This is a genomic window from Lacicoccus kunmingensis DSM 17847, from assembly GCF_059568765.1.
This window is the reverse complement of sequence record NZ_JCANUC010000001.1, coordinates 201,626-214,189: the sequence shown is the minus strand read 5'-3', so window position 1 is coordinate 214,189 and position 12,564 is coordinate 201,626. Positions and strand designations below refer to the sequence as shown.

Genomic DNA, 12,564 nt, shown 5'->3' with positions numbered 1-12,564 from the left:
CAGTGTATTATTCAGGCGTTTTTGATTTGTTCATACCCGTGACAATATCCAGTTTATTATGATCTACAATACGATTATTTTTCCCCTCTAAAGAGGAGATTTTTTCCATATCCGACTCATCGAGTGAAAAGTCATGCACATCCAGATTTTCCTTCATGCGTGCTTTGCGCACAGATTTAGGAATAATAATCACTTCCCGATCAAGATGCCATCTTAAAATGACCTGTGCTACAGTTTTCCCGTACTTTTCAGCAATGCCTTTCAGCATTTCATTTTCAAGTATGCCGTGCTTGCCTTCAGCAAGCGGTCCCCAGGATTCAATCTGTACTCCATATTCTTCCATAACTTTTTTAGCATCCTCCTGCTGCAGGAATGGATGCAGCTCAACCTGGTTAACAGCCGGCACGATCTCGTTATTTAAAATTAAATCCACCAAGCGTGCAGAATCGAAATTCGATACACCAATCGCTTTAATTTTACCTTCTTTATAAAGCTCTTCCATCGCACGCCATGACCCGTAATAATCTCCGAACGGCTGATGAATTAAATATAAATCCAAATAATCAGTGCCCAGTTTTTGCAATGTCTTTTCAAAAGCTTTCTTTGTACTTTCATAACCCTGATCGGCAACCCATAGCTTACTGGTCAGAAACAGTGCTTCACGGGGGACATCACTTTTTTTAATGGCTTTGCCCACACCCTCTTCATTTCCATAAGTTGCAGCCGTATCGAGACTGCGGTAACCGACGTCTAACGCATCAATGACACACCGTTCTGTTTCTTCAGGCTCTATTTGGAAAACACCATAACCTTCAATCGGCATTTCTATACCATTGTTCAATTTTATCTGCTTCATGAATATATTCCTCCTGTAAAAATGTAAGTCGTTATTAATCTACTGACCTCAATTATACATTTCCACCGGCTGAGTTGAAACACTCTGACATCAGCATTAAATCTTTTGGATTTCACCAATTCGATGTGTAGAACAGATAATACTTATTAAAATCAATAAATTTAGCATGGTAAAAATCAGATGCTGCCTGATCAATATATGTGTGATAAATCCTTCCATAATCATAAGAACCAAAAAATGGTCCCGGAAAAGTTGGGAGTAACAGATTGGCCTTTTCTCTGTTGTATCTAATTTCATTTAATAATTGATATACATCCTCGATTATTTCTTCAGTCAGCTTCACTTTACCGCAGTTTGGAATATCAAATTTCTCTACGAAATAACCTTGTAAAGCATTGAATTTTCTATAGTAACTATACTCAATCACTTCAGATGTTTCTTTATCTTCTAAATATAAGTACATGTCTAATCCCATAATTTACCCCTTTAATTGATGTAATTCATTTCTTTTAAACTCAAATATTTACCAGAACCGACGATAATATGGTCTAAAAAATCTATTCCTATCAATTCCCCACATTCTTTCAGTCTTTTAGTTACCTCTATATCTTCCTGGGAGGGTGTCGGGTCCCCGCTTGGATGATTATGGGCACATATTATAGCCGCGGCACTCCGCTTTACAGCTTCTTTGTATATCTCTCTCGGATGTACTATGGATGTATTTAAAGACCCTTTGAACAAAGTATTTTGATGAATGACCATATTTTTTGTAGAAAGATACAATACGACAAAATGTTCCTGCTGATAATAACGCAACTTTTCCATCAGCAATAAAGAAACATCTTCAGGACTTTTAATATAAACCTCTTCCTCTAAAGAATGTGTGTGCATCCGTACAGCAAGTTCTACCATCGCGAGTATGCTGACTGCCTTTGCCTGTCCTATCCCCTTCAGACTGGTCAATTCCTGATATGTGATGTCTCTTAAATCTCTTATGGTCTTAAAATCCTTGATTATTCTGTTTGCCAAAGTCAGACTCGACTCATCTTTACTGCCAGAGTTTATGATGATGGCGAGCAGCTCCTGGTTATTCAATTTGTCTGCGCCGTAAGTCATCAGTCTTTCTCTCGGTTTATCTGAAGCATGCATCTCTCTGATCAAAAGTGTCATAAAAATCCTCCAGTATATATTAGGTGAATATCGTCATACAAATAAAATACAATCAGTGCCCCATTTGTAATAAAAGGTACCAAAGGCACTTTATCCACCCTGTTGTTTCTATATAAATTTATTATTAGAACGAATAAACCCCCTATTAAATATGTGAACATTACAATGTATAGAAAAAAATTCAAAGGCGTGAGAAGCGTGAGTATTGTAAATAATTTTATATCCCCGTAACCGACTGAACCGTAAAATAAAAAGTAAAAAAGATGGAGTATCATGATGGCTGCCAGATCACCAGCAATCTCAATATACTGTAAGTCCGTTAAATACAAACCGCTAAACAGGAATATTAAATTTATATGATTTGGGATGGTAAATGTCTCAAAATCATATATTGAAAGTGGAATCAGAAATAGAATTATCAAATAATAAAGAGTCAGATCTTTCAGGCCCAGCTCAATAAAGACAGGACAAATAAATAGTAATATCATCAAAACTTCAACAGCAAAATATGAAATAGGAATCTTCATTTTACAGGTAAGACACCTGCCTTTTATAAAAAGGAAGCTTATTACGGGAAATAGTTCATACCACTTTAATGGCCTCATGCAACTATCACACCGACTTCTTCTGAATAGAAAAGATGAGTTTTTTGCAGATGTAAGCGCGAATATAAAAGAAGCACAGACACCGCCGAATAGAATTAACATAGTCATTTAACTCCCTCCTTAAATAACTAAAATCATCATAAGCCTAGCTTAAATTGTTGTAAAATCGCAACAATTTAAAATCTGCAGAGATTTTCTCCCCAAAATTAGAAAACTGTATTAAAAGTGCACGGTTTTCTAATAACTGCACGCAGTTTTATAATTTCTGTATATTTTCAAATTCTTTACAATCAAAATAGTTATTACAATTAAGAAAACTCTATATAATGGTAACCAAGAGGTGATGTTAATGAGCTTTTATAAAGATAATAAGAAGGAAATACTGACTCTGCAGTTAATTTCACAGATCCTGGGGAAGATTAAACTAAACTATGCTCCCCAGGAACCGCAATGGGCGCATGTCATTTTATACATCACGACAAGAGGATTTTCCACAGGCACTTTAAAATGCAATGGCATATATTTTGAAATTGAAGCCAATTTAGCCAATAATGTCATTACTATAAGAACAACCGATAATGAAAACAATATCCAAATGACCGACGGTAAATCAGTAAGGGATTATTATTATGAAATTATCACGGTCACGCAAGATCTAGGGCTGGATATTGTAATCAATACAAAACCGCAGGAAATGGAAACAAAGACACCTATTGATTTGGATATCGAGCACCATCATTACAACAGAGAAACTGCCACACAGATTCTGAAGTGGTTCCAGTTTGCGAATGACGTGGAGATGAAATTTATCGCACCGTTGAGAAAGAGAAAAGTCTATCCAGGCTTGTTCTGGGGCACCTTTGACGTCTCCTGTATACTGATATATAAGGAACACGAGCCATTCCCCGATGACTCCAAGGTGATTGAAAGAGCGGCATTCGACGAGCATATGGTGGAGTTTGGGTTCTGGATGGGTGATGACAGCTTTGAATATCCGACATTTTTTGTCCTGCCCTATCCATTTGTCAGCGGAAAAGAACTTGAGGTCACAGAAGACTTCCCCGAAGGCAGTTACTTCAGTGAACAAATGGCAGAATATCTGATTGAAATGAAATCCATTCTTGAAGATGCAAATCCCGAAGAAATTATTCAGTTCTTCGATGCTTCATTTGATAAATCAACCGAGTATCTGAACTGGCAGGGAGTGAATTACTGTTATAAGGAATTAAAAATGGAAAAGAATTTTAGGAATAATGGACACTGATACATTAAGAAACCCGGATTCAATATATTGAGTCCGGGTTTCTTAATGATCATTTTACTCTGGGAATGCATTTCCCAGCACACTGTTAACATCATTCACAACAACAAATGCGTTTTCATCGTATTTCTTAATCAGCCGCTTCAATCTTACCAGCTTCGATTTGTTGATGACGACATATAGAATGTCAAACTGTTCTCTTGAGTAGAACCCCTGTCCGTTCACCATTGTCACTCCCCTACCGATTTCACTGTTGATCAGCGTACCGAGTGCTTCGGGTTTGGAGGAAACGATTGTGATGGCCTTCTTAGGATTCAGTCCCTCTATGACAAAGTCCATCACTTTAACTGCAGTGAACATCGCTACAATCGTAAACAGCACCTGCTGAACGGAAAGTACTGTCAGACTGAGCAGTATCACAAACAGGTCAACCATCAGTATTGCGTTCGCAATTTTCATATCAAAATACTTATTGGCTATTCTGCCGAGGATGGCGGATCCTGCAGTCGTTGCACCAATTCTGATTACAAGACCGTTACCCAGCCCGATGAACAGCCCGCCGAATAAGACATTCAGTATAATTTCATCATTGTCTATGGACCAAGACTGTGTTAGACCGAGGAACATCGACATCATTAAGACCGCAAAAATCGTATAGTACATCGCTCTTTTGGACAGAAACCTGAAACCGATAATCAACAGAAGCCCATTCAGTATCAATGTCGAAATCGCGAGTGGAATATCAAAGGCGTATAAGAAGATGATGGACAGCCCTGTGACACCGCCTTCACCAAGGTTACCCGAAATCATGAATACGTTGATACCAACCGAGAAAATGAATGACCCGGCTATGACAGACAATATGTTCAGAAGTGTCTGCGCTGTGATTCTCGGCGTGATTGACAGCTTAATTTTTTCAAAATTTATATTTTTAATACTTCTTTTTTTCTTCATTAATAATCCTCCTTTTTAAACAGGGGTAATATACCGCTGATTAATGATATAAGAGAATGGGTACAAATTACAACTCATTTATTAATGTTCCTAATATTGAGTATTTTTAACACAATATATCACCTGATCATCCTGCCCAGCTTCTCTTCCATCATTGACCATGCCGCGTCATAATTTTCATCCAGTCGCACCGGCTCAAATCCATAGTTCAAGTACATATTGACTGCCTGCCAGCTTGTCGTCTGCGAAGTCAGGTAAAATTCATCATGCCTACCAGCAAGTATATTCATCGCCTGACTCAGCATGGGTTTGGACAGACCTCTCCCCTGGTATTCAGGAACAACGCCGACCCAGTGGATTCTTCCGCGTATCTTTCCGTCCCCTTTTAAATCTCCATACCATGCAGTGGTTGTCCCAATCGCTTCACCCTCCTCTGTTTCTATAAATAAACATCTCTCCTCCATTTCATGAATATAATTACCGAATTCACGGTTGAACCTTTGAAGCGCATCTTTTTCGGTCTTAAATTCATCCACTCTCATTTCAATATTTGCCCACAATTGCTGATCACCGTCTTTAAACATTCTGAATCTGTATCCTTTTGGCAATTCATACATGGGTATATTCTTCGAACTTTCTCTTATCATCTGAAGTTTTATTCTTTTCATATGGCTCCTCCTGCTTTAGCAAATTAATATTTTATTACTTTCATTATAGTAAATTTACTGCTTCAGTACTTTCTTTTATATTTAAACTGTTCCTTCTTTACTAGATAAAATAATATTTCATGATAATCAAAGCTGTTCAAGTTCGTCCTCTAGTGTCTCTTCGACTAAATCTGTATAATGGTAATCAACTATGAAAAGAAAAGGGGTCTATTCATGAATTCAGAGTCGCACGGACAAAGTGCGCAATTAGATGGCAGGATTTGGACCAGAGATTTTGTCTTTGTTTGTCTGGCTAACTTCTTTGTATTTCTCGGCTTTCAAATGACGCTGCCGACCCTGCCTTTATTTTTAAAGGAGCTGGGCGGGAATGACCAGCTCGTTGGTCTCATCGTCGGTATCTTTACATTTTCAGCGCTCCTGCTCAGACCTTATGCAGGTCATGCATTGGAGTCAAAAGGCCGGGGTTTCGTTTATAAGACAGGACTGGTTGTCTTTGTTCTATCAATAGCCAGCTACAGTTTTATTTCAAGTATATTGTTTTTATTCCTATTGAGAATTGTCCAGGGTATGGGATGGGGATTTTCAACAACTGCAGGGGGTACGATCGCAACGGATATCGTTCCGCCGAAACGCCGCGGTGAAGGTCTCGGGTACTTCGGACTTTCGGGTAACGTGGCGCTCGCACTCGGCCCGACACTCGGGCTGACACTGGTCGGCGTCATTTCATTCCCGCAATTGTTTTTAATCTGTGCCGCTTTAGGATTGATCGCATTATTGTTTGCTTCACAAATCCGCTATAAGAAAGTGGAAGAAGCTGAAACAAGAGCTGCAAAACTCAAATTTGACATCTTTGAAAAAACTGCGATCAAACCGTCTGTACTGTTATTCTTCATTACAGCAACCTTCGGCGGTATTGCGACATTCCTGCCGATATATGCCATTGAGAAAAACATTGCAGGAATAGAATTATATTTCCTGCTCTATGCAGCATTTCTGATGATATCCCGTACTTTCGCAGGCAGGATTTACGATAAGAAAGGCCATTTGTATGTATTTCTGCCGGGTGCTTTTTCAATATTTATCGCAATGCTGCTCCTTGCCTGGCTGCCGAACACAGCGGTGCTGCTTATTGCCGCTTCTCTTTACGGTCTCGGGTTCGGCAGTGTCCAGCCCGCCCTGCAGGCATGGTCGGTAGAAAACTCTCCTGCAAACAGGCGTGGTATGGCAAATGCGACTTTCTTCTCGTTCTTTGATCTGGGAATCGGGCTCGGTGCCATACTGTTCGGCCAGATGGCCTTCATATTCGGCTATGCGTCGATATATGCCGCTTCTGCCGGCTCTGTCGCGATGTCCATGATCATTTATGTTCTTCTGTACATACGTGCTAAGAGAATGCAGACATAATACAGCCGGGTAAAATGAACCAGAAATTTTTTTACGGGCAGCGCTGATATAAAAAGTGCTGCTCTTTATTTTGAATTATTTTCTTTGACAATTAATCTTGATGCTCCTATAATGATGAATTCATACTAATTAACTAAGGAATAGGAGAATTCATTTGATCAGTAATATAAATACCGTGAGTAAGGCAATGGATCCGGTACATCGTCACACAGATGCACTGAAAGATCCGCAAAATGTGCTTATTGGCGGCGGCGTTCTAGTCAGTCTGGTCTTATTTATATATTTAGCAATCACGCAGTCAATCATGCAGCCGGTACTTATGGTTATCGGATTACTGCTCGGCTATACATTATTTCACGCAAGGTTCGGTTTCACTTCGGCATTCAGACGTCTGATGTCGGTCGGTAACGGTGAGGCCCTGCGCGCGCATATGGTGATGCTCGGTACGGCAACACTGTTATTCGCTCCGATTCTCGCTCTCGGCATTTCATTTTTCGGTGCTGAAGTGACGGGTTATGTTTCACCCGTCGGCGTCAGCCTCGTTGTCGGCGCATTTTTATTCGGCATCGGCATGCAGCTCGGCGGCGGTTGTGCCTCCGGTACACTGTACGCTATCGGCGGCGGACGTTCCGTCATGTTCATCACTTTGATTTTCTTTATCATCGGGACAACAATCGGTGCAGCTCACCTGCCGTTCTGGACCGAAGAGCTGCCTTCAATGGCGCCGGTCTCACTCGCAACTTCAACCGGACTCGGTTATGGCGGTGCTTTAGCTGTATCATTATTAATTTTCGTCCTGATTGCTGTCATTAGTAAAGTGGTTGAGAAGAAGAGAAACTCTCCAAAGATTGCACCGCTTCCGAGTGCACACGGCTGGAAGAGAATTTTCAGAGGTTCATGGCCGTTGATGACGGCTGCGGTCGCTCTTGCAGTGTTGAATGCTTTGACACTCATGACACGCGGTGAACCATGGGGCATCACTTCCGCATTTGCACTTTGGGGATCCAAAGTTGCAGAGTTTATCGGATTCGATGTCGCGGGCTGGGGATACTGGCAGGGAGAAGCAGCAACCGCTTTGAACTCTTCAATATTTGCCGACTCCACTACCGTCCTTAACTTCGGTGTCATACTCGGTGCATTTTTGGCATCTGCTGCAGGCGGACTGTTCAAATTTACCAGGATCACCAAAGGCAACTTCATGGCGTCGGTCATCGGCGGTCTGTTGATGGGCTACGGTGCGCGCCTCGCATTCGGCTGTAACATCGGAGCATATTTCGGCGGCATCGCTTCATTCAGCCTTCACGGCTATATTTGGGGCATCGTCGCAATCGGCGGTACATTCCTTGCACTTTACCTGAGACCTTTATTCGGATTATCCGTACCAAAATCGAATGACTCTGTATGTTAAACAACAAAAAGCGGCGGGCATATCAATCTGATATGTCCGCCGCTTCTCATTTGGGAAAATTATTCTATTGTTTAAATCACTGTCTGATCCTTTTTGTTCTAAGATACAGATAGAGACCGATATTAATCAATATGAACAGTATGCCTACAACAAATACTGTCGTTGCCAAGCCCGCTGATAGGTCAAGGAATGGTGCGACTATTAATACAATAATCGTCCCTATGACCAGCAGGGAAGCCAAAGTCAAGTTATACCATTGCATGAATTTACCACCTTTAAAAGATTGTTTTCTTCTGATCGTTCCAATCATTTGATGATGGTACTTCAGTGTAATAGATGTTTGACCCTGTTCCTGTAAAAGTTCAGACCAACCATTTATTACATCTCATCCCTCATCGGCATCCCGCTCTGGGCGCCGAGCTTTCTGACAGCGAGGCCTGCTGCCTCGTTTGCAAAGTAAATCGCATCTTCCACAGTCATACCTTCAGCAATGCCGACTGCGAATGCCGCATTGAACGTATCACCGGCACCGGTCGTATCCACTACATCCACTTTTTTGGGCGGAATCATGATTTCCCTACCGTCCTTGAAGTACGATGCGCCCTGTGCACCCTGGGTGGTGATCAGTTTCTCATAATACTCGGGCAGCCCGTCTTCCCGCATCTTAAACAGCCGGGCCCGCTCATGTTCATTCGGTGTAATGTAGGTCGCCATAGCCAAATACTCTTTTTCCAGTTCGGCCACAGGTGCCGGGTTGATGATGACCGGCACATTTTCCTTCTTGCATATATCCAGCGTATGCCTGATGGTTTCCATCGGTATTTCAAACTGGAACAGCACCATATCGCTGTCTTTTATGACCGATGCGTATTGGTTCACATGCATCTTATCGACTTCACCGTTCGCACCGGCGATGATGATGATGCGGTTGTCATTGTCGGAAACGATGATGTTCGCAATGCCGGACGGTGTTTTTTCTTCAACTGCGATACCGGAAGTATCGACACCATTCTCTTCGAAGTTTTTAATCATTTCTGTACCGAATGCGTCATCACCGACTTTGCCGATGATGGATACATCTGCACCGAGCCTTGCGGCTGCGACCGCCTGGTTGGCACCCTTGCCACCGAACATTGTCCTGAAATCTGTACCGGCAACAGTTTCACCGGCATTTGCCACTTGATCGGTGACAGTGACCAGGTCCATATTGATGCTGCCGACAATCGTGATTTTAGGCTTACTCATCCGTCTCACCATAAGAGACGAGCACGTCCTGGAATATATTCCAGAATGTTTCAGTATCGACACCTGTTGCGAATTTGACGTTTTCAGGCTTGCCGGTCGTCTTCAGCAGGTCGACGACAGTCATGCCGTACGTGGCTTCACCTTTCGTCTCGATGGTCACGTTGACGCTTTCGAATGTGAACATCTCGGGGTTGATCAAGTACATCGTCGTACATGCATCGTGAATCGGGCCGCCCGGAAAGCCGAAATGGTCCTTATATGTTTCTACAAAGAATATAAGCAGTTCTTTAACAAATACTGCAATTTCATTGTCGATTTTACCGACTCTGTCGATGACTTGAGTGTCGGCGATGACCTGATGCGTCACATCGAGCCCGAACATTGTCACCGGCAGTCCGCTTTCATAAACGACTTTAGCCGCTTCAGCATCCACAAATATATTGAATTCGGCTGCCGGCGTCCAGTTGCCGAATGTCCCGCCGCCCATCAGCACAATTTCATCTATATTATCTTTGATCGACGGATCTTTGATTAGAGCGAGCGCAATATTCGTCAGCGGCCCTGTCGGTACGAGCGTCACTTTTTCCTGACTGTTTTTAACCTGTTCGATAATGAAATCAACGGCATGCCCCGGCAACTTTTCTATTGTCGGTTCCTTTAAAACCGGACCATCCATGCCCGTTTCACCGTGTATTTCAGGCGCAATCTCACTGTCTCTGACAAGCGGACGCACCGCACCTTCCACAACCGGCACATCCAGTCCGATCAGCTCACTGACTTTCAGTGCATTCACTGTATTCTTCTCCACTTCCACATTGCCTGCGACGGTCGTAATGCCAAGTATATTCAGCCCGCTTCTTTTCGAAGCCCCAATGATGATGGATATCGCATCATCATGCCCCGGATCACAATCCAAAATAACATTTCTCATCGTATCACCTTTTCAATCTTTTAAACTCATCGTAGCATAAAAGATAAAAAAAAGTCCCCTTAAACAGAGGACTTTCAGTCAGATATTGTGCGGTTGCTGCCGGCAAAGTAGCCGAAAAACGCAATCAGAAATGAAACAGCGATTAAAATGATCAGCGGGATGTTCCATGTGCCTGTAAATTCGGCAATCATTCCAAGGAATAAAGGACCCGTCGCCGCCAGAATGTAACCGACCGACTGCGCCATCCCGGACAATTGTGCCGACTGTTCAACCGTATTGGTACGCAGCACGAAAAACATCATTGCAAGACTGAATGTCGTCCCAGCACCGACACCCGTAACAATCAGAAACGGAATGATCATCCAGTGCTCAGGCATCAGGAAGATACCGATGAGTCCGACGGACCACATCAGGCCGCTCGTCATCCCAAGAACCCTCTGCCCTGCAAATTTATATGCGATGACCGGTGCGATAAACGTCGTCGGCAGTATACCGAGCTGATAGATGGTCATCAACCAGTCGGCAGTCGTCTGGGTGAAGCCTTTTTCTATGAGCATCGCTGGGAGCCACGCAAACAATGTATAGGGTATCAGCGACTGGAGACCCATATAAAAGGTCACCGCCCATGCAAGTTTGGATTGCCACAGGCTCTCTGATGGCTTATCATCAATCTTTTTGAAGATCTTCTTACGCTCTTCCAGTGTTCTCGGCATCCTTAAAATTAAAACGACAACGCCGAGCAGCGGGAATATCCCCCACATGGCAAGCGCTGTCCGCCAGTCAAAGTCTGGGCTCGTTGCGACCGTCACCGACAGGCCTGCGGATAACGCACTGACAATATTCATTGAGAAAGTATACAGCCCGGTCATGAGTCCCACTTTGAAAGGGAATGTCGCTTTAATCAGACCCGGGGACAGCACATTACCCACCGCAATGGCCATGCCGATGACCGCCGTTCCGAAAAACAGCATGAATGTACCGTCCATGCCGCGGACGAGAATGCCCGCAGTTAAAAATACCATCGCGATCAAAAGCGGTATTTCCATGCCGTATTTACGGGCGATTTTCGGGATGAACGGCGAAAACAGCGCAAAGGCAATTAACGGCAGTGTATTCAACAGACCGACAGTCGTATTGTTAATGCCGAGATCTTCAGTGAAAAACGGCACCAGAGGACCGATTGACGAAATCGGTGAGCGCAGTGACGCTCCGACAAAGATGATAACAAGTAATAATAATGCGATATAATACCGCTCTTTACGCACCGACATACCGCAGTCCCCCTTCTATTAATTCCAATATCATATCATGTATTCTCTATTATAATAAGTATTTCTGCTCAAAAAAAGAGCAGTCACCTGCTCTTTTGCTTATTTATTCTTCTTCTATTTCTTCGGTCAATGCAGCAACATCATCCACTATTTCTGAAACAGGGAACCCTTTGTCACCCTGATCGAGTCCTGGATAGGATTTTCTGATCGTACCTTCAGAATCAATTAAGTAAAAACTTGTCGCATGCGTCACCTGGTCACTGCCTTCCGGTGCCGGTGCCACAATCGTTTTAAAATTCTTTTCTGCAAAGCTGCGGATGAAATCGTGATCGTATCCTGTCAGAAGATGCCACTCTGTATCTTCGGGCACTTCATAATAACTGATATATTGTGATAATGCATCAGGTGTATCCTTTTTTGGATCGACGCTGAAACTGAGCACACCGTAATCTTCCACACCCTGTTCTTCAAGTTCCTGGGTAAGATGAGTCATGTTTGCCGTCATCGGCGGACACACTGTCGCACAGTTTGTAAAAATAAAGTCCAACAGCCAGACTTTGCCTTCCATATCATCATCTGTCACTGTTTCCTCATTTTGATTGGTCACTGAATACTCCTGTATTTCATTGCCAAATTGACTCATGGTTTCCACTTCGGAATCACTGCAGGCGCTTAAAAATAATACAGAAAACAAACCGAATAATATAAACTTTTTCAAAATAACACCCTCCATGTCCAACTCACCTTAATATATCAAATATAAAATGGACGTGGTGCCGCTTTTTTTATTT

General features: G+C 42.7%; 14 protein-coding genes. 3 read left to right on the top strand and 11 right to left on the bottom strand.

Annotated elements, in window-relative coordinates:
• Positions 1-7: 7 nt before the first annotated feature.
• From BO48_RS01050 to BO48_RS01035, 4 genes are all read right to left on the bottom strand, one after another.
• A complete protein-coding gene (locus BO48_RS01050; RefSeq protein WP_496365580.1) occupies positions 8-856 on the bottom strand; it encodes an aldo/keto reductase in 849 nt (282 codons plus the stop codon).
• Positions 857-968: 112 nt separating this feature from the next.
• Positions 969-1,331 (bottom strand): hypothetical protein, encoded by a 363-nt coding sequence (locus BO48_RS01045; RefSeq protein ID WP_496365579.1) that lies wholly within the window; start codon positions 1,329-1,331, stop codon positions 969-971.
• An 11-nt stretch (positions 1,332-1,342) separates the two neighbouring features.
• Complete coding sequence (gene radC / locus BO48_RS01040) at positions 1,343-2,026, bottom strand: RadC family protein (protein WP_496365578.1); 684 nt, start codon at positions 2,024-2,026, stop codon at positions 1,343-1,345.
• Complete coding sequence (locus BO48_RS01035) at positions 2,023-2,739, bottom strand: prepilin peptidase (protein WP_496365577.1); 717 nt, start codon at positions 2,737-2,739, stop codon at positions 2,023-2,025. The genes radC and BO48_RS01035 overlap by 4 nt, the downstream gene beginning before the upstream one ends.
• Positions 2,740-2,980: 241 nt before the next feature.
• On the opposite strand from BO48_RS01035, the gene BO48_RS01030 reads away from it, so the two are divergent.
• Positions 2,981-3,895, top strand: coding sequence for a DUF5996 family protein (locus BO48_RS01030; RefSeq protein WP_496365576.1), 915 nt, complete (start codon positions 2,981-2,983; stop codon positions 3,893-3,895).
• A 54-nt stretch (positions 3,896-3,949) separates the two neighbouring features.
• On the opposite strand, the gene BO48_RS01025 is transcribed toward BO48_RS01030, so the two are convergent.
• Both BO48_RS01025 and BO48_RS01020 read right to left on the bottom strand, forming a co-directional pair.
• Positions 3,950-4,846 (bottom strand): YitT family protein, encoded by an 897-nt coding sequence (locus tag BO48_RS01025; RefSeq protein WP_496365575.1) that lies wholly within the window; start codon positions 4,844-4,846, stop codon positions 3,950-3,952.
• A gap of 119 nt (positions 4,847-4,965) precedes the next feature.
• The gene (locus BO48_RS01020; protein ID WP_496365574.1) at positions 4,966-5,514 is read right to left on the bottom strand and encodes a GNAT family N-acetyltransferase; all 549 of its coding nucleotides are present in this window, start codon (positions 5,512-5,514) and stop codon (positions 4,966-4,968) included.
• Between the two features lie 213 nt (positions 5,515-5,727).
• Between BO48_RS01020 and BO48_RS01015 the strand changes: the two genes are divergently transcribed.
• Positions 5,728-6,918 carry an MFS transporter gene (locus BO48_RS01015; protein WP_496365573.1) on the top strand — a complete coding sequence of 397 codons (1,191 nt, stop codon included), beginning with the start codon at positions 5,728-5,730 and terminating at the stop codon, positions 6,916-6,918.
• A gap of 187 nt (positions 6,919-7,105) precedes the next feature.
• Positions 7,106-8,326 carry a YeeE/YedE family protein gene (locus BO48_RS01010; RefSeq protein ID WP_496365824.1) on the top strand — a complete coding sequence of 407 codons (1,221 nt, stop codon included), beginning with the start codon at positions 7,106-7,108 and terminating at the stop codon, positions 8,324-8,326.
• Positions 8,327-8,402: 76 nt separating this feature from the next.
• On the opposite strand, the gene BO48_RS01005 is transcribed toward BO48_RS01010, so the two are convergent.
• The 5 genes from BO48_RS01005 to BO48_RS00985 form a co-directional block, all read right to left on the bottom strand.
• Complete coding sequence (locus BO48_RS01005) at positions 8,403-8,588, bottom strand: hypothetical protein (RefSeq protein ID WP_496365572.1); 186 nt, start codon at positions 8,586-8,588, stop codon at positions 8,403-8,405.
• Positions 8,589-8,704: 116 nt separating this feature from the next.
• Complete coding sequence (rbsK, locus tag BO48_RS01000; RefSeq protein WP_496365571.1) at positions 8,705-9,571, bottom strand: ribokinase; 867 nt, start codon at positions 9,569-9,571, stop codon at positions 8,705-8,707.
• Positions 9,564-10,502, bottom strand: a complete 939-nt coding sequence (locus tag BO48_RS00995; protein WP_496365570.1) for a nucleoside hydrolase — start codon at positions 10,500-10,502, stop codon at positions 9,564-9,566. Before BO48_RS00995 ends, rbsK begins: the two co-directional genes overlap by 8 nt.
• A 74-nt stretch (positions 10,503-10,576) precedes the next feature.
• Positions 10,577-11,773: a CynX/NimT family MFS transporter gene (locus BO48_RS00990; RefSeq protein ID WP_496365569.1), complete on the bottom strand. Its 1,197-nt coding sequence runs from the start codon at positions 11,771-11,773 to the stop codon at positions 10,577-10,579.
• A 103-nt stretch (positions 11,774-11,876) separates the two neighbouring features.
• Positions 11,877-12,491, bottom strand: coding sequence for an SCO family protein (locus BO48_RS00985; RefSeq protein ID WP_496365568.1), 615 nt, complete (start codon positions 12,489-12,491; stop codon positions 11,877-11,879).
• Between the last annotated feature and the right edge of the window lie 73 nt (positions 12,492-12,564).

Coding starts and splice junctions, on each gene's coding strand:
- BO48_RS01050 (WP_496365580.1), bottom strand. CDS start 856: ATGAAGCAGATAAAATTGAACAATGGTATAGAAATGCCGATTGAAGGT.
- BO48_RS01045 (WP_496365579.1), bottom strand. CDS start 1,331: ATGGGATTAGACATGTACTTATATTTAGAAGATAAAGAAACATCTGAA.
- radC (WP_496365578.1), bottom strand. CDS start 2,026: ATGACACTTTTGATCAGAGAGATGCATGCTTCAGATAAACCGAGAGAA.
- BO48_RS01035 (WP_496365577.1), bottom strand. CDS start 2,739: ATGACTATGTTAATTCTATTCGGCGGTGTCTGTGCTTCTTTTATATTC.
- BO48_RS01030 (WP_496365576.1), top strand. CDS start 2,981: ATGAGCTTTTATAAAGATAATAAGAAGGAAATACTGACTCTGCAGTTA.
- BO48_RS01025 (WP_496365575.1), bottom strand. CDS start 4,846: ATGAAGAAAAAAAGAAGTATTAAAAATATAAATTTTGAAAAAATTAAG.
- BO48_RS01020 (WP_496365574.1), bottom strand. CDS start 5,514: ATGAAAAGAATAAAACTTCAGATGATAAGAGAAAGTTCGAAGAATATA.
- BO48_RS01015 (WP_496365573.1), top strand. CDS start 5,728: ATGAATTCAGAGTCGCACGGACAAAGTGCGCAATTAGATGGCAGGATT.
- BO48_RS01010 (WP_496365824.1), top strand. CDS start 7,106: ATGGATCCGGTACATCGTCACACAGATGCACTGAAAGATCCGCAAAAT.
- BO48_RS01005 (WP_496365572.1), bottom strand. CDS start 8,588: ATGCAATGGTATAACTTGACTTTGGCTTCCCTGCTGGTCATAGGGACG.
- rbsK (WP_496365571.1), bottom strand. CDS start 9,571: ATGAGTAAGCCTAAAATCACGATTGTCGGCAGCATCAATATGGACCTG.
- BO48_RS00995 (WP_496365570.1), bottom strand. CDS start 10,502: ATGAGAAATGTTATTTTGGATTGTGATCCGGGGCATGATGATGCGATA.
- BO48_RS00990 (WP_496365569.1), bottom strand. CDS start 11,773: ATGTCGGTGCGTAAAGAGCGGTATTATATCGCATTATTATTACTTGTT.